22 protein-coding genes are annotated in these 21,513 nt (G+C 68.2%); 7 read left to right on the top strand and 15 right to left on the bottom strand.

All coding sequences use genetic code 11. The features are described 5' to 3' along the window. Positions 1–96: 96 nt before the first annotated feature. Positions 97–795 carry a TetR/AcrR family transcriptional regulator C-terminal domain-containing protein gene (locus tag OH146_RS09930; protein WP_265159975.1) on the bottom strand — a complete coding sequence of 233 codons (699 nt, stop codon included), beginning with the start codon at positions 793–795 and terminating at the stop codon, positions 97–99. A gap of 96 nt (positions 796–891) precedes the next feature. Between OH146_RS09930 and OH146_RS09925 the strand changes: the two genes are divergently transcribed. Continuing rightward, positions 892–1,551, top strand: a complete 660-nt coding sequence (locus OH146_RS09925; protein WP_265159973.1) for a DUF2306 domain-containing protein — start codon at positions 892–894, stop codon at positions 1,549–1,551. 120 nt (positions 1,552–1,671) lie between these two features. Here OH146_RS09925 and OH146_RS09920 read toward each other — a convergent pair whose 3' ends face one another. Beyond that, positions 1,672–2,766, bottom strand: a complete 1,095-nt coding sequence (locus OH146_RS09920; RefSeq protein WP_265159969.1) for a VIT1/CCC1 transporter family protein — start codon at positions 2,764–2,766, stop codon at positions 1,672–1,674. Continuing rightward, a complete protein-coding gene (locus OH146_RS09915) occupies positions 2,756–3,679 on the bottom strand; it encodes an aldose 1-epimerase family protein (RefSeq protein WP_265159967.1) in 924 nt (307 codons plus the stop codon). The genes OH146_RS09920 and OH146_RS09915 overlap by 11 nt, the downstream gene beginning before the upstream one ends. 28 nt (positions 3,680–3,707) lie before the next feature. On the opposite strand from OH146_RS09915, the gene galT reads away from it, so the two are divergent. The 3 genes from galT to OH146_RS09900 are packed head-to-tail and all read left to right on the top strand — an operon-like array spanning position 3,708 to position 6,618. Continuing rightward, on the top strand, positions 3,708–4,850 hold the full coding sequence (gene galT / locus OH146_RS09910) for a galactose-1-phosphate uridylyltransferase (protein ID WP_265159965.1): 1,143 nt from the start codon (positions 3,708–3,710) through the stop codon (positions 4,848–4,850). Further along, positions 4,847–6,004 carry a galactokinase gene (galK, locus tag OH146_RS09905; RefSeq protein WP_265159961.1) on the top strand — a complete coding sequence of 386 codons (1,158 nt, stop codon included), beginning with the start codon at positions 4,847–4,849 and terminating at the stop codon, positions 6,002–6,004. Before galT ends, galK begins: the two co-directional genes overlap by 4 nt. A 5-nt stretch (positions 6,005–6,009) precedes the next feature. After that, positions 6,010–6,618 carry a phosphoribosylanthranilate isomerase gene (locus OH146_RS09900; protein ID WP_265159958.1) on the top strand — a complete coding sequence of 203 codons (609 nt, stop codon included), beginning with the start codon at positions 6,010–6,012 and terminating at the stop codon, positions 6,616–6,618. Positions 6,619–6,719: 101 nt separating this feature from the next. Here OH146_RS09900 and OH146_RS09895 read toward each other — a convergent pair whose 3' ends face one another. From OH146_RS09895 to OH146_RS09860, 8 genes are all read right to left on the bottom strand, one after another. After that, positions 6,720–8,000, bottom strand: coding sequence for an ABC transporter substrate-binding protein (locus OH146_RS09895; RefSeq protein WP_265159955.1), 1,281 nt, complete (start codon positions 7,998–8,000; stop codon positions 6,720–6,722). 34 nt (positions 8,001–8,034) lie between these two features. Then, the gene (locus OH146_RS09890; RefSeq protein ID WP_265159953.1) at positions 8,035–9,090 is read right to left on the bottom strand and encodes a branched-chain amino acid ABC transporter permease; all 1,056 of its coding nucleotides are present in this window, start codon (positions 9,088–9,090) and stop codon (positions 8,035–8,037) included. Beyond that, positions 9,087–9,971, bottom strand: a complete 885-nt coding sequence (locus tag OH146_RS09885) for a branched-chain amino acid ABC transporter permease (protein WP_265159950.1) — start codon at positions 9,969–9,971, stop codon at positions 9,087–9,089. Before OH146_RS09885 ends, OH146_RS09890 begins: the two co-directional genes overlap by 4 nt. Continuing rightward, on the bottom strand, positions 9,971–10,687 hold the full coding sequence (locus tag OH146_RS09880; RefSeq protein WP_265159946.1) for an ABC transporter ATP-binding protein: 717 nt from the start codon (positions 10,685–10,687) through the stop codon (positions 9,971–9,973). The genes OH146_RS09885 and OH146_RS09880 overlap by 1 nt, the downstream gene beginning before the upstream one ends. Continuing rightward, on the bottom strand, positions 10,684–11,478 hold the full coding sequence (locus OH146_RS09875; protein ID WP_265159943.1) for an ABC transporter ATP-binding protein: 795 nt from the start codon (positions 11,476–11,478) through the stop codon (positions 10,684–10,686). Before OH146_RS09875 ends, OH146_RS09880 begins: the two co-directional genes overlap by 4 nt. Before the next feature lie 123 nt (positions 11,479–11,601). Then, a complete protein-coding gene (locus OH146_RS09870) occupies positions 11,602–12,585 on the bottom strand; it encodes an NADPH:quinone oxidoreductase family protein (RefSeq protein WP_265159941.1) in 984 nt (327 codons plus the stop codon). Next, a complete protein-coding gene (locus OH146_RS09865; RefSeq protein WP_265159939.1) occupies positions 12,582–13,175 on the bottom strand; it encodes a TetR/AcrR family transcriptional regulator in 594 nt (197 codons plus the stop codon). The genes OH146_RS09870 and OH146_RS09865 overlap by 4 nt, the downstream gene beginning before the upstream one ends. A 21-nt stretch (positions 13,176–13,196) precedes the next feature. Then, positions 13,197–13,943: an SDR family oxidoreductase gene (locus OH146_RS09860; RefSeq protein WP_265159937.1), complete on the bottom strand. Its 747-nt coding sequence runs from the start codon at positions 13,941–13,943 to the stop codon at positions 13,197–13,199. 132 nt (positions 13,944–14,075) lie between these two features. Between OH146_RS09860 and OH146_RS09855 the strand changes: the two genes are divergently transcribed. Beyond that, entirely contained in the window at positions 14,076–15,245 is a 1,170-nt protein-coding gene (locus OH146_RS09855) for a serine hydrolase domain-containing protein (protein ID WP_265159934.1), read from the top strand. Between the two features lie 8 nt (positions 15,246–15,253). Here OH146_RS09855 and OH146_RS09850 read toward each other — a convergent pair whose 3' ends face one another. Continuing rightward, positions 15,254–15,712, bottom strand: a complete 459-nt coding sequence (locus OH146_RS09850; RefSeq protein ID WP_265159932.1) for an acyl-CoA thioesterase — start codon at positions 15,710–15,712, stop codon at positions 15,254–15,256. A 75-nt stretch (positions 15,713–15,787) separates the two neighbouring features. Here OH146_RS09850 and OH146_RS09845 point away from each other — a divergent pair, with 75 nt between their 5' ends. Then, positions 15,788–16,948 (top strand): PucR family transcriptional regulator, encoded by a 1,161-nt coding sequence (locus tag OH146_RS09845; protein WP_265159929.1) that lies wholly within the window; start codon positions 15,788–15,790, stop codon positions 16,946–16,948. Here the strand turns inward: OH146_RS09845 and OH146_RS09840 are convergent. From OH146_RS09840 to OH146_RS09830, 3 genes are all read right to left on the bottom strand, one after another. Beyond that, positions 16,945–17,910: an ABC transporter substrate-binding protein gene (locus tag OH146_RS09840; RefSeq protein WP_265159927.1), complete on the bottom strand. Its 966-nt coding sequence runs from the start codon at positions 17,908–17,910 to the stop codon at positions 16,945–16,947. The genes OH146_RS09845 and OH146_RS09840 overlap by 4 nt on opposite strands. Before the next feature lie 99 nt (positions 17,911–18,009). Then, on the bottom strand, positions 18,010–18,960 hold the full coding sequence (locus OH146_RS09835) for an ABC transporter substrate-binding protein (protein ID WP_265159925.1): 951 nt from the start codon (positions 18,958–18,960) through the stop codon (positions 18,010–18,012). A gap of 114 nt (positions 18,961–19,074) precedes the next feature. Further along, entirely contained in the window at positions 19,075–20,028 is a 954-nt protein-coding gene (locus OH146_RS09830) for an ABC transporter substrate-binding protein (RefSeq protein WP_265159922.1), read from the bottom strand. Between the two features lie 212 nt (positions 20,029–20,240). Between OH146_RS09830 and OH146_RS09825 the strand changes: the two genes are divergently transcribed. After that, a complete protein-coding gene (locus tag OH146_RS09825; RefSeq protein WP_265159920.1) occupies positions 20,241–21,458 on the top strand; it encodes an NADP-dependent isocitrate dehydrogenase in 1,218 nt (405 codons plus the stop codon). Positions 21,459–21,513 lie beyond the last annotated feature (55 nt).

The following is a 21,513-nucleotide window of genomic DNA, read 5'->3' as shown; positions in this document are numbered from 1 at the left end:
AGCACGCGAGAGCGTGCGGCATCAGGCTAGCCAGCGCAACGCCCGCGCCCCATGTGTCAACATCACAGTCCTCAGGCGAGACGCTGTGCTGCTGACCTAAGGAGTCGACCGCCAGCCGCTGAGGTGTCGCCGCTCAATGCCATCGAGAATGAGGTCGAGGGCGAACTCGAACTCGAACTGGTCGTCGCAGCCTCGGCCCACGACGGAGTCGTCATGCTCCATCGACGCGATGGCGGCGATGTGGGGAAACCGCTGCGCCATCTCCTGCATCATGGCGGCCGCTTCCGGCCCCTGGGGAGGTGTAGACGGTTCGTCTTCGAAGAGCTCCTGCGTGAATCCCCACATCCGTCCGCCGATCGCGTGCATCGCGTGGTGGGTCAGTTCGGCAGAGAGACCGCCGCTCAGCAGGATCCCCGCGAAGGAGTTCATGTAGTCGAGCACGGCACCCGTCTTGGTCGAACGGGTCTCGAAGAGACGGCGCGCCCACGGATGCCGCATCAGCACCTCTCGGGCGGCCAGCACGCGCGTGCGCGCCCTTCCCTTCCAATCCTCTGCCGCCTCCGTCTCACCAACGTCACCGATCTCGCCGATCAGGAACTCCACCATGCCGTCGAGCAGTTCGTCCTTGTTGCGGACGTGCTTGTACAGGGCCATTGGCACGACTCCGAGCTCCTGCGCAAGTCGCCGCATACTGAGCCCCTCGACCCCGACCTCGTCGGCGAGGGCGACGGCGGCGGCGAGCACGCTCGGGCGGTTCAGCCGAGCTCGGGGACCCGAGGCATCCGGGCGTGCCATCGTCCTCCTCCGCTGGGCCTTGACAGGAGTACAGCGTACACGTTAGCGTTCGAGCGTCGAAGGCGTACGCCGTACACCAGCGCAGAGAAGGATGCCATGAACACCCAGATCGCCCAGAAGAAAGAACCGATGCGCCAGGCCGGGCGCCGTGCGTGGGTGCTCCCGACCGCGCTCATCCTGCTGAGCCTCATCCCCGTACTCGCGGGCTCCGTGCGCGTGGGCGAACTCGCCGGCAGCGCGGAGGTCACCGCAGCCAATGCCCGCTTCTTCGACTCCCCGGTCCCCGTCGTCAGTCACATCATCGGCGCAACCCTGTACAGCCTCCTCGGCGCCTTCCAGTTCAGCGCGAGCCTTCGCCGCGGACGGTGGCACCGCGTTGCGGGGCTTGTGCTGATTCCCGCGGGACTCATCACGGCCGTTTCTGGCCTGTGGATGACGGTCGCCTACGACCTTCCCGCAAGTGACGGCGACGCTCTCCTGGTCGTGCGCCTGATCTTCGGGCTCGGGATGCTCCTGGCCCTCCTGCGTGGAGTTCGTTCGCTCGCCCGGCGGAACTTCAGCTCCCACGGCGCCTGGATGACCCGCGCATACGCGATCGGAGTCGCCGCGGGCACGCAGGCCGTCATCATGATCGTGCCGAGCCTCGTGCTCGGTGAGCTCGATGCGACGACCAAGGCCGTGCTCATGACGACGGCGTGGGTGCTGAACCTCGCGGTTGCCGAGCATGCGATTCGGCGGCGCGCGGGGCGTCGCTGACCGCGACGACGGTCAGCCTCCTCCCCCCCGGTTCTCGAGGAGTTCGGCCGTCAGTCCGCCACAGCGAACAACTTTCACTACTGGTGGGATGTCATGTTCCACGCGCGCGAGTAGCGCGACTCACGCGACCGTCGTGCCGAAGAGCAACCCGAGCATGTAGGTCACTGCGGCGGCCCCGAAACCGATCGCGAGCTGACGCAGGGCCCGCCAGTGCGGCGGCCCGCCCGATAGCACCCCCACGACGGCGCCCGTCAGCAGGAGCGCAATACCCACGATCACGGCCGCCGCAACGACCGCGACGACCCCCTTGAGCCCGAAGAGGTAGGGCAGCACGGGCAGGAGTGCACCCGACGCGAAGAAGCAGAAGCTCGAGAGGGCAGCACCGACGGCGGAACCGACCTCCTCATATGAGCGCGGCACCGTCACCTCACCCGTCGCATCGCTGCGCAGGTTCGCGAGCACACGGCGGGCACGAGCATCCGCCTCCTCGATCGTCATGCCGCGGGCACGGTAGACGAGGGCGAGCTCGTTGGCGTCAACGTCGAGGTCGGGCACCGCCTGCTCGGCGTGCGGGTCGGGGTCGGATGCCGCGAGCAGCTCCCTCTGCGAGCGCACCGACACGTACTCCCCCGCCGCCATCGACAGGGCTCCCGCGAGGAGACCGGCGATGCCTGTCGCGAGGATGATCCCGGGCGCGACCCCCGTCGCCCCGATCCCCATGACGAGGGCAAGATTGCTCACGAGGCCGTCGTTGGCCCCGAACACGGCCGCGCGGAAGGACCCCGAGAGCCGCGCTCGCCCCCTCGCCGCAAGCCCGCGGACGACCTCGCCGTGGATGCGCTCGTCCGCCGCCATCGCGGCCGTGGCGTCGTCATCCGCCTCGTACGGAGAGCGCGCCTCCGCCTGCTGTGCGAGAGCGAGCACGAAGACGGAGCCGAATCGCCGGGCGAGCCACCCGAGGGTACGGGTGCGGAGGGCTCCCCTGCGATACGGGCCGACCTCATCGCCAAGCAGGTCGAGCCAGTGCTGCTCGTGGCGGGCTTCCGCCTCGGCCAGTGCGAGCAGGATCGACCGCTCCTCCCCCGTGCGACGCCCGGCCAGGTCACGGTAGACGGCGGCCTCCGCGCGCTCATCGGCAAGGTAGCGTCGCCAGCGTCGCACCTGCGCGCGCGTGGGTGACGGATGCCGCGTGCCGCTCGTATCCTCAGCTGGCATACTCGACGCCCCACGACGCCGACCAGGTCTCCTCGGGGTCGAGCCAGCGCAGGCCCTGCCCCGAGTTGAGAGCGTCGGGCGGGGCGGTCATGGGTTCGATCGCGACGGCGAGACCGCGGCCCTCGCCCTGCGGGAACTCGCGCGTCGTGAAGACCTGCACCCAGCCCCACTGCTCCTCCTGCCAGATGCGCACCTCTCGCCCGCCAGGGGCGGCGAGCGTGTGCGTGATCCGGCCGTCGCGGGCGGTGAGGTCGCCGAAGGCGTCGTCGAGCTCGAGTTCGCCGACGGGGCGACCGCCCCGCAGGTCGAAGCGCGTGCCGTCAACCGCTTCGACACCGATCGGGTTGAGCCGGTCATCCGTCTCCACCCGTGTTTCGGCCTCGACCGTGAGCACGAGCTCCTCGACGGGCACCTCACCGATGCGGAAGAAGGGGTGCACGCCGAAGGCGACGGGGGCGGGCGCGGTGGACCGGTTCGTCGCCGTGTGGGTCACGGCAAGGCCGCCGGGCAGGAGCTCGTAGCGCACGGTCGTGTCGAGCAGGAACGGGTAGCCGTGCTGCGGGAACACCGGCGCGGCGAGAGTGATCGCGGTATCCGTGCGTTCGGCGACCGTGTAGGGGGCGTTGCGGAGCAGGCCGTGGATCGCATTGTTGCGGGCGGGCTCCGTGAGATCCAGCTGCTGCGTCGTGCCATCGAGCTCCCAGCGGCCGTTGCGCACGCGGTTGGGCCAAGGGGCGAGCACGATGCCACAGCCGAAGGGCGGCAGGGACTCCTCCGGGTAGGGCTGGGTCACCGCGACACTGTCGATCTCGAGCACACGGAGCGACGCCGCGAGCTCCGTTATGATTGCCCGGGCGGTGCGGCCCTCGTGCGACAGGTGTAGCTCGAACTGTTCTCCGGTGGGCGCTCGCATGGAATCAGCCTAAAGCGAAAAGGGTGCGATGGCTCCGATCACAAAGACCGTTACGAGCCTCGCCGACGGTCGAGAACTCATCTATTTCGACGACGCCGACACCACCCTCACGGGAGAACGCGCGGTGGACGCACGCATGCTCGACCCCCGCCCCCCGACGGCGACCATGCGTCAGGACGTGCTCACGGGCGACTGGATCTCGGTCGCGGCCGCCCGCCAGAACCGCGTCTTCCTGCCGCCCGCTCACCAGGACCCGCTTGCCCCCGCGACCCCCGAGAACCCGAGCGAGATCCCCTCCAACTACGACGTCGCCGTCTTCGAGAACCGCTCCCCCTCCTTTGGTCCAGAACTGGGCGAGGCGGATGTCGCGGGGCTCGGCTTCGAACGCACCGCCCCCTCATACGGCCGCTGCGAGGTGGTCTGCTTCAGCCCCGAGCACGAGGGGTCCTTCGGCACCCAGACGCCGTCGCGTGCCCGCACCGTGATCGAGGCGTGGGCCGACCGCACGGCGGCGCTCTCCGCACTGCCGGGCATTCGCCAGGTTTTCCCCTTCGAGAACCGCGGCCAGGAGATCGGCGTGACCCTGCCGCATCCGCACGGCCAGATCTACGCCTACCCCTACATCACGCCGCGCACCCAGCGACTCATGGCGTCCGTGAGCGAGCTCGGGCCCGATATGTTCGAGCGGCTGTTGGAGCGCGAGCGCGCCTCCGAGCGCATGCTGCTGAGCGGCGAACACTGGACCGCCTTCGTGCCCTTCGCCGCCCGCTGGCCCCTCGAGGTGCACATGCTCCCGCACCGCCACGTGCCCGACTTCGCCGCCACGAACGACGCCGAGCGCGAGGAGCTCTCCCACCTCTACCTCGAGCTACTACGGGGCATCGACGCCGTCTACGACACCCCCACCCCCTACATTGCGGCGTGGCACCAGGCCCCTGTGAACGAGATGCGGGATGAGATTCGGATGTCGCTGCAGCTCACCTCGCCGCGCCGCGCGGCCGACAGGCTCAAGTTCCTGGCCGGCTCCGAGGCCGCCATGGGCGCGTGGATCGGCGATGTGCCGCCGGAGAGCAGCGCGGAACTCGTCCGGGAGGGAATCGCGCGGGCGCGGGCATCGCAGTCCCCCGAGTCCGTCGAAGAGAGCTCGCAGACCATCGAGGGGATCGCATGAGCGACATCAGGGACGACGCACGCCGCGGCTTCGCGGAGACCTTCGGCCACGAGGCATCCGGTGTCTGGTCGGCCCCCGGACGGGTCAACCTGATCGGCGAGCACACCGACTACAACCTCGGGTTTGTGCTGCCCCTCGCGATCAACCGCCGCACGGTCGTCGCGCTCGGCCTGCGCGAGGACCGCGTGCTCCGCGTCGCGAGCGCTTTCGCCGATGAGGTCGCCGAGATTCCCCTCGCGCAGCTCGTGCCCGGCGAGCTGGAGGGGTGGGCCGCCTACCCCCTCGGGGTCGCGTGGGCCCTCTCGCAGCACGGCGCTGATCTCGCCGCCGTGCCGGGCGTCGACCTCTTCATCGACTCTGACGTGCCCGTCGGCGCTGGCCTCTCCTCCTCCGCCGCGATCGAGAGTGCTGTCGCGCTCGCCCTCAACGACGTGTGGCGGCTGGGGCTCGACCGGCGCACCCTTGCGCGGGTCGGCCAGCTCGCCGAGAACGAGGCAGTCGGCGCCCCCACGGGCATCATGGACCAGTCCGCGTCGCTCCTCGGCGAGACCGACGCCGCCGTGTTCCTCGACTGCCGCACCCTCGACAGCCAGGTCGTCGACCTGGGGCTCGAGGCGGCCGGGCTCGCCATCCTCATCATCGACACGGGCGTCTCGCACTCCCACGCGACGGGCGGCTACGGCGCGCGCCGCGCATCCTGCGAGAAGGGGGCACAGATGCTCGGAGTCGAGTCCCTGCGCGACCTCACGGTCGACGACCTCGAGCGGGCGCGCACGCTCCTCGATGACGAGACGTTCCGCCGCGTGCGCCACGTCGTCACCGAAAACCAGCGCGTGCTCGACACCGTGCGCACACTCCGGGAGCAGGGGCCCGAGGCCATCGGTGAGCTGCTGGATGCTTCGCACGCCTCCATGCGCGACGACTTCGAGATCTCCGTGCCGGAACTCGACCTCGCGGTCGAGACCGCGGGGGCGAACGGGGCTCTCGGCGCCCGCATGACGGGCGGCGGTTTCGGCGGGGCCGCGATCGCCCTCGCGCCCACGCACGCGATCTCACGCCTTCAGGTCGCGATCGACGGCGCCTTCGCCGAGCACGGTTTCGGCCAGCCCGAGATGTTCGTCGTCACCGCCTCTCATGGAGCGGTGAGAGAGTAGAGACCATGTTCGTCAAGATCTGCGGCCTCAGCGAGCGCGTCCACGTCTTCGACGCGATCGAGGCGGGCGCGGATGCGATCGGGCTCGTGCTGACCGCGAGTCCCCGTTTTGTCACTCCGGAGATGGCGAAGGACCTGGTCGCCGCCGCGGAGGAGCGGGTGCTCACGGTGGGTGTGTTCCGCGACGAGCCCGTCGCTGAGATCGAACGCTTGGCCGCAGCATCCGGAGTCGCCGCCGTGCAGGTGCACGGGCACCGCAGCCGCGCAGAGATTGCGAAGCTCACGGGCATTGGGCGCAAGCTCATCCGCGCCGTCTCGTTCGACGACGAGACGCTTGAGGAGAACTTCGGTGAGAACATGCTCCTCGTCGACGCTCCCAAGCCGGGCTCGGGCGAGTCGTGGGACTACGCGGCCATGTCAGAACTCGAACTGGCGGATGTCAGGGGCCGCTGGTTGCTCGCGGGCGGCCTCACACCCGACACGGTCGCCGGGGCGATCGCCGCGGCATCCCCCTGGGGCGTCGACGTGTCGAGCGGCATCGAGACGGCGCCGGGTCAGAAGTCGAGCGAGCTCATCCGCCGCTTCGTGCACGCCGCGCGTTCCGCAAGCGAATAGGCTCGCGACGCCCTGTCACTGCCCGCCCCACGCCTGCTCGCGGCAGGCAGAAGGGCCGCCGCGTCGCCGCGACGGCCCCTCCGGTTACTGTCTGCTGAGTGCTACTCCGCCGTGGGGATGCCCTCGTTCTCGAACGGGACGGCGCCACCGTCGTAGACCGACACCTCGCCATCCTGGTAGATGTAGGTGTCACCGAAGTAGGCCTGCACGCCGCTCTTGACCTGGCTCAGGCGCACGCCGAGGTTTCCGGTGTGGTCCTCGGGCGAGTAGCCGAGCGGCACGATGCCGGTGCCGTCGACGGCACCCGACTCAACCGCCTCGACGAGCGACTCGCGCGTGGGGTTCTCACCTGCCGCCGCGAGCGCCTCGGCGAACATGTAGGCCATGTTCATGCCGAAGATCTCGTTGCCGCCGAGCTCGCCGCCGCCGTTGTACTCGTCCTGCACCATCTGGAAGTGCTCGACCCAGGGGTCGTTCTCGTTCGTCTCGAGCGAGAGGTAGAAGGTGCTGATGAAGTTCTCGAGCAGCAGCGGCGCGTTCTCCTGCAGGTAGTCCGTCTCGAGAGTGCCGTAGTCGCCACCCGAGGAGGAGGACATCCACTGTGGGAAGAGTCCGAGCTGAGCGGCCGTGCCCACGGCGAGCGCCGTGAAGCCGTTGATGCTCGCGAGGAACACGACGTCGCAGCCGGCGGCCTTCAGCGCGCTGATCTGAGCGGTGACATCCTGGTTCGCGACCGAGTAGCGCTCGCTCGCGGCAAGTCCGTCATCGCCGAGGATCTCGAGCAGGCCCGCCTCGAAGTCGTCACCGAAGTCGTCGTCCTGGCCGAACATGCAGTAGGTGCCGTCGGGGAATTCCTCCTGCGCGTAGTTGGCGAGGATCGCCGCCTCACTCGTGTACTCCGAGTTGTACCCGAAGGTCCACGGGTACTCCTCCGGCTGGTCCCACGTGGGCGATCCACCCGAGACGAAGAGGTCGGGGACCTCGTTCTCGTTGAGGAAGTCGAGCACGGCGCTGTGGGTCGGCGTGCCGAGGCCGCCGAGGATCGCGAAGACGTCGTCCTCGAGCACGAGCTCGCGCACGACCGTCTGGGTGTTGGCGGGGTTGTAGCCATCGTCCTTGACGATGAACTCGATCTGGCGACCGTTGATGCCGCCGTTGTCGTTGATGTAGTCGAAGTAGGCCGAGGTCGCCGCCGAGATGGAGGCGAAGCCGGCGGCAGCCGGCCCGGTGAGGGGCTGGTGGGTGCCGATCGTGACGGTGTCTTCCGTCACTCCCGGCACGTCTTCGGCGGCGCCGCCGCCGCCGTTCGTCGAGCACGCCGCGAGTGCGAACACGGATGCTGCACCCACGATCGCGAGCGCGCGATTCCTTCTGAGAGTCATCGTTGACCTTTCTGTGGTGGTTAGTGGTGCTGGGTTATTTCGGGTGTGGAGCTGATTGCAGGCTTCCCCTCGACCTGATCTGGTGCCCCGCCTTGCGAACGAGGCCCTGGATGCCGAAGGGTGCGACGATCACGACGAGCACCATGACGGCGCCGAAGAGACCGACCGCGAGGTTGCCGTCGAGACGCTGTGCGACCTCGGGCGACAGGGAGAGGCCCCTGGTGATAGAGCCGATGACATCCGGCAGGACGACCAGGAGGATGGACCCCCAGAGTGCGCCATACAGGGTGCCGATCCCGCCGATGACCGCCGCCATCAGCAGGAAGAGCGAGATGAAGAGGTTGAAGGCGCCAGGGCTCGCGCTCTGGGTCATGAATGCCATGACCGCGCCGCCGATACCGGCGGCGGCGGAACTCACGGTGAAGGCGATGACCTTGGTGCGCGCCACGTTGATGCCCGCGAGCGCCGCGGCAACCTCGTTGTCACGAACGGCTCGCATCTGGCGCCCAAAGTTGCTCCGCATGAGGTTGCGCAGCAGCACCACGACGACGGCGGCGCAGGCGATCGCGACCCAGGCCTGGAACATCTCGGTGCCCCCGCGCCCCGCGAGGAACTCGGGCCGGCGCTCGACCGTGATCCAGAGCCCCTGGTCGCCCCCGAAGACGTCGGAGAAGCGACTCGTCACGGCGGGAAGGGCAATGACGAAGGCCAGGGTCACACCGGCGAGATAGGGCCCGTGAAGACGTGCTGCCGCGAGGCCGATGACGAGACCCAACACGGTGGCGCCCACGACAGCGGCGATGATCGGGACGATGAGGAGCACGGGCCCCTCGATCTCCTGTTCCGCGAGCCCGTTGGCCGTGAACGCGTAGCAGTAGGCGCCGCACGCCATGAGCGCAGCGTGCCCGAGGGAGAGCTGCCCGTTGACGCCCGTGAGCATCGTGAGGCCCGCGACGGCGCACAGGTAGGCGGCGATGGTCGCAAGCTGGTAGTTACGGAACGGCTCGAGCACGAAGGTGAGCCCGATGACGGCGATGAGGCCGACGACGCCGATGATGACGGTGGTGCGACTGCTCATGATTCCGGTCATGCCGTGCGCTCCTTCGTGACTGAGAAGATTCCGCCGGGCTTGATCAGCAGCACGGCCAGCAGCAGGACGAGAACGGCGACCGGCGACAGCGTCGCGCCGAGGTAGCCGCTCACCCAGCTGAGGAGCACGCCCACGACGAGACCGCCGATGACGGCGCCGGGGGCCGAGTCGAGACCGCCGACGACCGCGATCGTGAACGCATATACGAAGACAAGATCGGTCGCGTGCGGGTTGAGGCCGAGCTCCGTGGGAATCACGAGGAGGGCCGCGAGTCCGCTGATGGCGGAGGCGAGCATCCAGCCGAGCGTGATCATGCGCGTCGAACGCACCCCGAGAAGCCGCGCGAGTTCCGGCGAGAACGCCGCCGCGCGCATCCGGAGTCCCACGTTGGTCTTGCCGAAGAGCACCGCGAGGCCGAGCACGACGAAGGCGACGCACACGAAGACGAAGAGGTCATATGCGGAGATCGAGAGCCCCGCCAGCCACGGCAGCGGCTCCTGGCTGAAGGGAACCGCCATGGGGTAGTAGCCGTTGCCGAAGAGCATGCCCACGACAGCCTGGATCACGAGGAGCACACCGAGCGCCGCGATCACCGAGTTCAACGGGTTCACGGGGCTCACGAAGCGCATGACACCACGTTCTACGATCAGGCCGATGGCCGCTCCCCCCAGAAGGGCGGCCACGAGACCGAGCCAGTAGTTGCCGGTCATGGATGTCACGACGAAGGCGATATACGTCGCCGCCATCGCGATGGCACCCTGCGAGAAGTTGACGATGCGCGCGGCACGCCAGATGAGCACGAGCGACAGGGCGAATGCCGCGTACACAGCACCACGGGCGAGCCCGTCGACCGTGAGGAATATGAAGCGTTCCAGTTCCATCAGAACCCCAGGTAGGTGTGTCGGAGGTCGGTGTCCGCGGCGAGTTCCGCGGCAGGGCGGGCGGCGACGACCCGACCGAGGTTCAGGACGACCCCGTGGTCGGCGATACCAAGGGCGCTGCGCACGTTCTGCTCGATGAGCAGCACGGTGAGGCCCCTCTCGTCGCGGAGCCTGCCGAGTAGCTGCAGGATCTGCGCCGTGATGCGCGGAGCCAGCCCGAGCGACGGTTCGTCGAGGAGGAGCAGCTTCGGCTTGGCCATGAGCGCACGACCGATAGCGAGCATCTGGCGTTCGCCGCCCGAGAGCTGGTGGCCCGCCGACTTGCGGCGATTCTGCAGGGGCTCGAAGAGCTCGTAGACCTCGGAGAGCGTGCGGGATGCCTCGGCGGTGTCGCGGCGCCAGAGCCCGCCCAGACGCAGGTTCTCGTCGACGGTGAGCTCAGTGATCACGCCGCGGCCCTCCGGAACGAGGGCGAGACCGTTGCGCACCATGTCTTCGACCTTCACGGTCGTGAGGTCGATGCCGCCGATGCGGATGCTCCCCGCCGTCGGCCGCACCTGGCCCATGATCGTGCGCAGAAGGGTCGTCTTGCCCGCGCCGTTCGCCCCGACGACCGCCGTGATGCTGCGGTCGGGCACGGTGAGGTCCACGTCGTGGAGCACCGTGACGGGGCCGTAGCCGGCGTGGACGCCCGAGAGAGTGAGAAGGTCGCTCACGCGGCATCCACCCCCAGATATGCCTCGGTGACGGCGGGGTTGGCGCTCACTTCGGCTGGGGTGCCCTGTGCGATGAGCTTGCCGAAGTCGAGCACCGCGATGCTGTCGCAGACCGACATGACAAGGTCGACGTGGTGCTCGACGAGCACGACCGAGCATCCATTGCCAGGAATCGAACGGATCAGGGTGGCGAGCTCCTCGATCTCCTCGTGGCCCAGCCCGCCTGCAGGCTCGTCGAGGAGCAGCAGCGAGGGCTTGCTCACGAGGGCACGGGCGATCGAGACCTTCTTGCGGATCGCGTAGGGAAGGGTGTCAGGGAGTGCGGCCGCGTAGGCGTCGATGCCGAGCGAGGCGAGCGTCGCCATCGCACGTTCCTTCTTCTCCCGCTCGCTGCGGGTCGCGCGCGGCAGGGCCAGAAGCTCCTCGAAGAAGCTGTGCTTCGTCTCGACCTGGAGTCCTGCGACGACGTTGTCGAGCACGCTCTGCCCGCCGAAGAGTCCGAGGCCCTGCAGGCTGCGGGAGATGCCGAGCCCCGTGAGGTTGTGAGTGCGGGGTCGCACCGCCCGGCCGTCGATCTCGACGCTGCCGGAGGTGGGCTTGTAGACGCCGCAGACGACATTGAAGAGCGTCGTCTTGCCCGCGCCGTTGGGGCCCATGATGCCGACGACGGACCCCGCGGGAACCGTGACGGAGACGGACTCGAGCGCGGTGAGTCCCCCGAACCTCACCGTGATGTCGCGCAGGGCGAGCCTCGGCGGTGCGCCTGCCGGGCCGGTGTCATGGGGTGTCATGTGACCACTCCTTCGTGATGCTGTGCTTGGGTTCGGGTTCGGGTTCGGGTTCGGGTGGGACTGTGATCGGGGTGCTGCTGTCGGGCGGTATTGCTTTGGTGGTGCCTTCGGGCGGGGCTGATGTCAGGAGGTGCTGAAGTCGACCACAAGACGGCCGACCGTGCTGCCGTCGCCGAGACGCTGGACGGCGTCCGCGGCGTCAGCGAAAGGGACGACCTCGCTCACAAGGGGCCGGATGGCGCCCTCGTTGGCGAGTCGCGTGAGTTCTTGGTGGGCGAGCGGAACAAGTTCGGGCGCCTTGCTCTGGTACAGGCCCCAGTGGAGGCCGACGACGCTGTAGTTCTTGACGAGCGCGTGATTCGCCTTGGCCGACTGGATCTCCCCGCCGGCGAAGCCGACCACGATGATGCGCCCCTCGAAGGCGATGCACTTGGTGGAGCGTTGGAAGGTCTCGCCGCCCACCGGGTCGTAGATGACGTCGGCACCGCGACCGCCCGTGTGCTCGTTCACGACCGCGACGAAGTCCTCGTCGCGACGATTCACGACGACGTCCGCACCCGCGTCGAGGGCCACCTGCCGCTTCGCCTCGCTCCCGACGACACCGATGACCGTCGCGCCTGCCGCCTTGCCGAGCTGCACGGCGGCCGTGCCGACGCCGCCAGCTGCCGCGTGCACCAGGAGCGTCTCACCCGCCTGCAGTTGGCCGCGACGGTGAAGGCCGAACCACCCTGTCTGGTGACCGATGATGAGAGCGGATGCCTCGGCATCCGTCAGCCCTTCGGGAGCCGGGAACGTCGAGGCAGCGGGCACGACGACCGTCTCGGCCATGACCCCGATGTGTGAGGAGATGACGCGATCGCCCACCGCGAAGCCCTCGACCCCCTCGCCGAGGGCGACAACCTCGCCGCAGACCTCGATACCGGGGCTGAACGGCAGCTCGGGCTTGACCTGATACTCGCCGCGCGAGAGAAGCACGTCCGGGAAGTTGATCGCGACGGCGCGCGTGCGAAGCGCGACCTCTCCCGCACCGGGCGCGGGCTCGTCGATCTCGACGACCTTCATGACGTCACGCGGCTCTCCGTGGGCCGTCACCTGCCACGCCCTCATGCCTTCACCTCCGGCGTACGCAGCGATGTGATGTAGAGCTCCGTCAGCTGGCGTGCGAGCTCCTGCCGCGTGAGGTCACCATCTGGGGAGTACCAGTGGGACAGATAGTGGGGGTTCGCGAAGAAGTTCGCCGTCAGCACGATTGCGGGGATGTCGGTGCGGAAGACGCCCGCCTGCTGCCCCCGCGCGAGGGCGGAGGCGAAGACATCGTTGTACTCGCGACGCCGGCGCTTGACCTCGCGCTGCCGCTCCTCCGAGAGCATGTGCTGCGAACGGAAGAAGACAGCGCCCTCACGGATCCAATCGCTCGACGTGACGATGACGTCCTCACAGATGAGGCGCATTGTCTCGAGCGGGTCGAGACCGCGGGCGACGATCTCCTCGAGATGCTCACGCTGGAGCGAGAGCAGACGGTCGTAGATGTCGAAGAGGAGGTCGTCCTTCGACGAGAAGTAGTGGTAGAGCGCGCCCTTGGTGACCCCGGCGGCATCCACGATCTGCTGCACGCTCGTCTTCGCGTAGCCCTGGGTCGAAAAGAGCTCTACCGAAACCCGCTGGAGCTCTTCCTGAATGTTCACTGTCTTCTTCATTGATCGACTATCCCACGCGGCCTATCCCACGGAAGCGAGGGAGCCCCCGCCGTCGATCACGATGGTCTGGCCGGTGATCCACGCGGCATCCTGGGAGAGAAGGAAGGTGACGGGGCCCGCGACATCGTCGGGGTGCCCGAGGCGACCGAGCGGATAGTCGGCCACGACCTCCGCCTCGCGCCCCTCATAGAGGGCTTTGGCGAAGTCGGTCTTGATGACAGCCGGAGCGACCGCATTGACGCGGATGCTCGGCGCAAGCTCGTGCGCCAGCTGCGTGGTCAGGGAGATGAGCGCCGCCTTTGAGACGCCGTAGAACGCGATGCCGGGGGATGCCCCGAGCGCCGAGATCGATGAGATGTTGACGATCGAATTGCGCAGGCCGGCTGCGACCGCGTCTCGGCTCCAGGCGAGGGCGCCGACGACGTTGACGTCGAGGATCTTGCGGACCACGGAGTCCTCAATCTCGAGGGCCGGCCCGTATGCGGGGTTGATGCCCGCGTTGTTGACGAGGAAGTCGAGGCCGCCGAGTGTGGCGATACGCTCGAAGACCTCGGCGCGGTGTGCAGGGTCGTCGGCTTTGCCCGCAACGCCGATCGCGACATCCGGCCCGCCCAGGCTCTCGACGGCAGCATCCAGCTGCTCCTGCCCGCGTGCCGTGATCACGACACGCCCGCCGTCGGCGACGATGCGCTCGGCGATTGCCAGACCGATGCCTCGACTTGCGCCGGTGACCAGCGCCGTCGTGCCGTCGAATCGACCCACGTTCACTCCCTCGTGACTCCTGCGAGGTCGGCTCTGGATTCAGAACCGACCAGTTGGTATGTTCACCCTACAGGCATCACTACCGTGCGCCGCAAGAGATTTCTGTACCGAATTCCTCACGATGCAAAGGAGCTTCGAATGAGTGACATCGCGCCCACAAGCAAGGCGGTCGTGCACGGCGACAACGACCCACGCTTCGACCCTGTCCGCGAAGAGTTCGAGCGACGACTCGAAAGCGGGGAAGAGCTCGGCGCCTCGATTTCGGCCACGATCGACGGCGAACCCGTGATCGACCTATGGGGCGGTTGGGCCGACGAGGCGCGCAGCACCGAGTGGGAGCGCGACACCATCACCAACGTGTGGTCCACGACCAAGACCGTCACGGCGCTCGCCGTACTCATGCTGGTGGATCGCGGGGAGGTCGACCTTGAGGCCCCGGTCGCCCGATACTGGCCCGAATTCGCGCAGAACGGCAAGGCCGACATCACGGTCGCACAGGTCATGTCCCACACCTCGGGCGTGAGCGGATGGGCGCCTCCCTTCGTCACGGAGGACATGTTCGACCACGCGAGGGCCGCGGCGGCGCTTGCCGTGCAGGAGCCGTGGTGGGAGCCGGGCACGGCATCCGGCTACCACCTGCTCAACTACGGTCACCTGCTCGGCGAGATCGTGCGTCGAGTGACGGGCAAGAGTCTCGGCGCCTTCGTGCGCGACGAGATCGCGCGGCCCCTGGGCGCGGACTTCCACATCGGTCTCGCGCCGAGCGACGCGAAACGCGTGAGCCCCGTGGTGCCGCCGCCGCCCGCGCAGCTCGACCTCTCACAGCTGCCGCCGGAGCATCCCGCCGTCCGCACCTTCGTGGCGCCCGTGCTCGACGCGACCGCCACCTGGAGCGACGAGTGGCGTCGCGCGGAGATCGGGGCGGCCGGCGGCCACGGCAACGCACGCTCCGTCGCGCGCATCCAATCCGTCATCACGAATGGCGGCGAGGTCGACGGCGTGCGTCTGCTCTCCCCCGAAACGATCGAGCGCATCTTCGAGGAGCGCTCGAACGGCCTCGACCTCGTACTGTTCCAGCACCTGCGCTTCGGCATCGGCTACGCGCTCCCGAGCCCCGGCCAGCCGGCGATCCCTCAGCGCGACCGGCTCGCCTACTGGGGTGGCTGGGGAGGCTCACTCATCGTCAACGACGTGGGGCGCGGCGCCACCTTCGCCTACGTCATGAATCGGATGTCGGCAGGCATCATCGGCTCCCCCCGCAGTGACGCCTACCTCGCGGCATTCGACGCGGCGCTCGGGGAGGGCTAGGTAGCCAGCTAGCGGAAAGGGACGGGCTCGCCCAGCCACTGGGAGAACGTGGCGCGCAGATCATCGGAGATCGGGCTCGGCCGCCCCGTGGCCGTGTCAACCATGACGAGGGTCGTGCTCGCGACCGCGTAGACCGTCGAGCCGTCCGCCTCGCCCAGCTCGTAGCCCAGATCGACGCTCGAACCACCCACGCGGGTGACCCACAGGCGCACGGTGAGCGGTTCGGCGCGGTAGTTCAGGGGGGCGCGGTATTCGATGCGGTGGCCCGCGACGAGACCGTTCGACCCCTCCGGGAAGAGATCGAAGACGCTGAGCCCCGGGTCGACGCCCTCGGCCGCGGCATCCCCGAGCGGCGGCGAGAAGATCGCGAAGCGCGTGTCCTCCAGATAGCGCACGAAGAACACGTTGTTGACGTGGCCGTAGGAGTCCATGTCGCCCCAGCGGATCGCCACCTTTGCCTCAGGCATTCGTAACCCCTTCTCTTTCATCCCCGGAAGGCTATAACATACCGTCTAGTCGGTTTGCCCGGCGGGAGGTCTTCGATGTCGCAGCTTCTGCATCCGGTGAGCGCCGGGCCGAACGATCGGCTTGCGTTCAGCACCCAGCTCGATGCCGGCGCGCTCTCTGCGCGCGCTATCGAGCGAGCCCAGAACAGCCTGCCATGGCTCCGAGAGATGCCGGCCCGGCGCGTGGCCGTGCTCGACCGGGTGACACAGGCGGGCATCCGATCGTTCCAGGCCTACTTCAGAGATCCCGACTCTGCCGACCCCATGGAGATGTTCGCGGTCGCGCCGCGCGAACTCGTGCGCTCCGTGACCCTGCAGCAGACGCTGCAGCTCATGCGGGTCACCTCCTCTGTCGTCGAGGAGACCGTCGCGACCGCCCGCGAGCGCGAGGCGAGCGTCGTCTTCTCCCGCCAGCTGGCGTTCGCCGCCGCAGAGCTCTACGCGACAGTCGGTGACGGAAGCGGGCTCTGGGAGCGCAGGCTCGAGCAGTACGTCGTCGACGCCGCCTCCCGCGGTCCCCTCAGCGACTCGCTTCACCAGCGCATTCGGGCCGTCGGATGGCGCGGCTACGGTTCCGTTGTCGCCGCCATCGGCGCCCTGCCTGAGGATGGCGACACCGACCGGCTGCGCCGTCTCGCCTGGGACGCGGGCGCTGACGTGCTCGTGGGGACGTGGGAGGATCGCCTCGTCGCGATCGCCTCCGTCGTCGAGGGACACGAGGCCGATGACATCCGGGGTGTCGTCGCCGCCATCGCCGACGGCTTCGGAGCCGGACCCGTGCTCGCCGGCCCCGCCGTCGCCGACATGACGGAGGCGTGGCGCTCGCTTGCGGCAGCATCCGTCGCGGCGGATGTCGTCGCTGCAAGCGATGCGACCACCCGCGTCATCGAGGCGGACGATCTTCTGCCGGAGCGGGCACTCGCGGGCGATGACCTCGCGCGCGCCGCGCTCGTCGAGCGCGCCTACACGCCCTTGCGCAAGGCACGCCAGCCGCTCCTGGAGACGGCTCGCCGCTTCGTCGAGGCGGGTGGCGCTGTGGAGGTCGCAGCCCGGCGGCTCGATGTGCACCCCAACACGGTGCGCTACCGCCTCAAGCGCATCGCCGAGGTGACCGGTCTCGACCCCACGGCGGCGCGCGACTCCTTCGTGCTGCAGTGCGCCCTACGACTGGGGCTCATGCAGGAGGCGCGGGGCTAGTCGCCTGCCGGAAGGGCCAGATCGAGAACATCCGTCGACTGAAGTCTGCCCTGCGCGACTGCAGCCTCGACGAGCAGCTCGACCGCGTCGCGGTCGACCTCGGCGGTGAACGTCGGCAGCTGCACGCGGGTGCGGACCTGGGAGTGCGCTGCAATCGTCGCCGCGATGTGGTCGCGGGTCTCGGTCTGGTGCTCTGTCGCGTAGCCGAGGGAGCGGGCGACCGCCGCCGCGAAACGCTCCACAAGCCCGGGGTCGCCCTCGGCCGTCGCCACCGAGGTGAAGTAGCCCGTCACCGTGAGGTTCGCCGCGAACTCGGCGTGCGGATAGGCGATAGCGGTCATCCCGTCGATCTTGCCGGCCGTCGCGAAGGGCTCGACGATGACAGCAGCGTCGACCGTGCCCGCCGCGAGCGACTCACTCGCATCGAGGTAGGGCACCGTCTGCCAGTCGATGGACGCCGGGTCGGCCCCTTCCGCCTCCAGGATGGCGGCGAGCACGACGTGGTTGGTGGCCCCCAGCGCTTCGACGCCGACGCGTCGCCCCGCGAGATCGGCGAGCGTCGTGATCTCCGAGGCGGCGGGGACCATGAGGGCCGTGTAGTCGCCAAGGATATTGCCGGATGTCGCGGCGGCACCGCTCACAACTGTGACCTCCCTCCCCTCCTCGGCCGCCTCGAGCACGGAGAGGATGTCGGCGTAGCCGAAGTCGTAGCTGCCCTGCTCGACAGCTGACACGATGCCCGTCGTCGAGGGAGCGAGGGAGTCGATGCGGAGGGTGATGCCCTCCTCTGCGAAGAAACCCTGCTCAAGGCCGAGATAGAGGGGTGCGAGATCCGCCCCGGGCATGACCCCGACGGTGACGGCGACGGGACTGCTCGCCCCCGCAGGGCTCGGGCCGCAGCCGGAGAGGACAAGGGTCACGGCGAGGGCACCGGCGACGGCGCCAGGGACGTTCTTAGGCAAAGCAGCTCCTGGGGTCGAGGCGCGACAGTCCGCGCCGCGCCACCCTCCCAGTTCCGCTCGACGCGGCGATGGAGCTGCGGTGAACGAGGAGTGAAGAAGCTAGGGAAGCAGGGCGCCCAGGTCAGGGGCCCTGGCAATGAGGCCGTACTCCAGCGCGGAGTCGGCGAGCGCCTGCGCGGCGTCGCGGTCGATCTCCGTCGAGAACGCGGGAAGGATCAGCCGTGTGCGCACCCGGGCATCCGAGGACAGGAAGGTGCTGATGTTGGTGCGCACAGCGTTGTCATTGCTCTCGGCCGCCTCGAAGGACTCCGCGAGCGCCGCGACGAACGATTCGACGACGTCGGACCTCTCGCTCGCCGTCGCCGTGGAGGTGAAGTAGCCGGAGACGGTCAGCTTCTCGTCGAACTCCGCGTAGGGGTGCGAGATGATGCGCAGACCATCCAGCCGCGCGGCGGTGAGATACGGCTCGACCATGAGAGCGGCCGTGACCATTCCCCCCTCTATCGCCTTCCGGGCATTGATGAAGGGGATGGCCTCGAGGGTCATGGTGGAGGAATTGCCGCCGGCAGCGTCGACTGCCGCGCGCACGACGACCTCGTTGGTCGTGCCGAGAGTGTCAACGGCGACCTTGCGCCCCGTGAGGTCAGACACGTCGTCGATGTCGGAGGCCGCCGTCACGATGCCCGCATAATCGGCCCGAGCATCCCCCGAGGTGTCGGCCGCACCGCTGACGATCTGCAGCTCGGAACCGTTCTCCTGCGCGGCCAGGATCGAGATGATGTCCGCGTAGCCGATGTCGTAGCGGCCCTCATCGACGGCCCGGACGATGTCAGCCGTCGTCGCGGCGAGCGAGTGGACCGTCACGTCGATGCCGTGCTCGGCGAAGATGCCGTCCTTGATGCCGACGTAGAGCGGTGCGAGGTCGGCGCCCGGCATGACACCGACGGTCACCGAGGCGGTCTGCCCTTCCGCCGAAGCGGCGGCCGAGCATCCTGTCAGCAGCACGGTCAGGACTGCCGCGGCGGCGGCGACGGTACGGGTACGTCGCATGGGATGCTCCTCGCTTCGGGTGCGCTTCGGTCCGGAGCATCGGCGATCCGAGAGTCAGTCTCACATACCGCATCCGTCAGCGACCCGCCCCAAGACGGGGGGTTAGTGCATCGCCTACGGCAGGAGCGCCTCCAGATCGGGGACCTGCGTGATGAAGCCGTGGTCGACGGCGGCCGCAGCGAGCTTCTCGAGGGCATCCCGGTCGAACTCGCGCGTGAAGCGCGGCAGCGTGAGCCGGGCCTCGACGGCGGCTTCGGAGGAGAGGTAGGTTCCGATGTTGGTGCGCACCTCGTACGTCTCCTCCTCGGCGTAGGCGAACGATGCGTCGAGCGCCGTGATGAAGCGCTCCACCAGCTCCGGGTCGTCCTCAAGCAGGCCGCTCGAGGCGACATAACCCGACACGGTCAGCTCGGAGTCGAACTCCGCGTAGGGGTAGGAGATGACGCGGAAACCCGCCAGCCTCGCCTGCGTCACGAAGGGCTCGACGACAAGGGCTGCATCCACGCGCCGCGACGTCAACGCCTCACTCGCGTCGACGAAGGGGATCTCGTGCCACGAGACGCTCGAGACCTCGATACCGGATGCCTCAACGGCACTCTTGGCGACGAGGTCGTTGATGGTGCCCTCCGCGTCGACGCTCATGTGGAGGAAGCGCAGGTCGTCGAGGGAATCCACGGCGGAACTCGGATGCACGACGATTGCGGCATAGTCGAGGCGCGGGTCTCCCGTGGTGGCAGCGGCACCGCTGATGACCTCGAGTCCGAGCCCAGCCTCCTTCGCCTCCATGATGGACACGGCATCCGCGAAGCCGAAGTCGAACTTCTCCTGGTCGACCGCGCTCAGCACGGCCGAACTCGAGGCTGCGAGCGAGTTGATCGTGAGGTTGATCCCCTGCTCCGCGAAGAAGCCCTGCTTGACGCCCATATAGAGCGGGGCGAGGTCTGCGCCCGGAGTGACACCGATCGTGACGGTGGTCTGCGTCACGGCGTCCGCCGGGGCGGTCGAGCATCCGCTCGCGAGGGCGGGAAGCGCGATGACGATCGCGAGCGCGGCAATTGACTTCTTCACTGGGATCGGCTTTCGGTGTCGCGTAGTCGGGTCTGCGCACATCGGACCCGGGAGTCCTCCGCAAAGAATGCCACGATGACACACGGAAGCCGTAACCCGGTATGCCCCGATCGGGGGACAGAGGCATCCGGAACCGCTGGTATCTCGACGTCAAGACACTTTGACACCGGCAGGTAGGATTGGTGCGGCCCTAAGAGAGGAAACAGACCACCGTGGCAAAGATCAAGGTTGAAGGAACCGTCGTCGAGCTCGACGGCGATGAGATGACCCGCATCATCTGGCAGAAGATCAAGGACACCCTGATCCACCCCTACCTCGACGTGACGCTCGAGTACTACGACCTCGGCATCGAGAAGCGTGACGAGACCGACGACCAGATCACGATCGACGCGGCCCACGCCATCCAGAAGCACGGCGTCGGCGTCAAGTGCGCGACGATCACCCCCGACGAGGCCCGCGTCGAGGAGTTCGGCCTCAAGAAGATGTGGAAGTCGCCCAACGGCACCATCCGCAACATCCTGGGCGGCGTCATCTTCCGCGAGCCCATCATCATCTCGAACATCCCCCGCCTCGTGCCCGGCTGGAACAAGCCGATCATCATCGGCCGTCACGCCTTCGGCGACCAGTACCGCGCGACGGACTTCAAGTTCCAGGGCGAGGGCACGCTGACGGTCGAGTTCACCCCGAAGGACGGCGGCGAGCCGCAGAAGTTCGAGGTCTACCAGGCGCCCGGCGACGGCATCGCGCAGGTGCAGTACAACCTGGATGCGAGCATCCGCGACTTCGCGCGTGCCTCCATGAACTACGGCCTCAGCCGCAACTACCCCGTGTACCTCTCGACGAAGAACACGATCCTCAAGGCCTACGACGGTCGCTTCAAGGACATCTTCGAGGAGATCTACGAGACCGAGTTCAAGGCCAAGTTCGAGGAGGCCGGCCTCACCTACGAGCACCGCCTCATCGACGACATGGTCGCCTCCGCCATGAAGTGGGAGGGCGGCTACGTGTGGGCCTGCAAGAACTACGACGGTGACGTGCAGTCTGACACGGTCGCGCAGGGCTTCGGCTCGCTCGGCCTCATGACGTCGGTGCTCTCGACGCCGGACGGCAAGGTCGTTGAGGCCGAGGCGGCGCACGGCACCGTGACGCGCCACTACCGTCAGCACCAGGCCGGCAAGCCCACCTCGACGAACCCGATCGCCTCGATCTTCGCCTGGACGCGCGGCCTCGCGCACCGCGGCAAGCTCGACGGCAACCAGGAGCTGATCGACTTCAGCCTCACGCTTGAGGACGTCGTCATCAAGACGGTCGAGTCCGGCAAGATGACGAAGGACCTCGCTCTCCTCGTCGGCCCCGAGCAGGGCTACCAGACGACCGAGGAGTTCCTCGCGACGCTCGACGAGAACCTCAAGGAGCGCATGGGCGCTTAAAACGCCACTAGCGACGTCGAAGGCCTCCGCTCCGATGAGCGGGGGCCTTCGACGT

The organism is Homoserinimonas sedimenticola (assembly GCF_026094475.1).
In the GTDB taxonomy this organism is placed as follows: Bacteria; Actinomycetota; Actinomycetes; order Actinomycetales; family Microbacteriaceae; genus Homoserinimonas; species Homoserinimonas sedimenticola.
The sequence above is the reverse complement of the archived record's forward strand: the minus strand, read 5'-3'. Positions and strand labels throughout refer to the sequence as shown.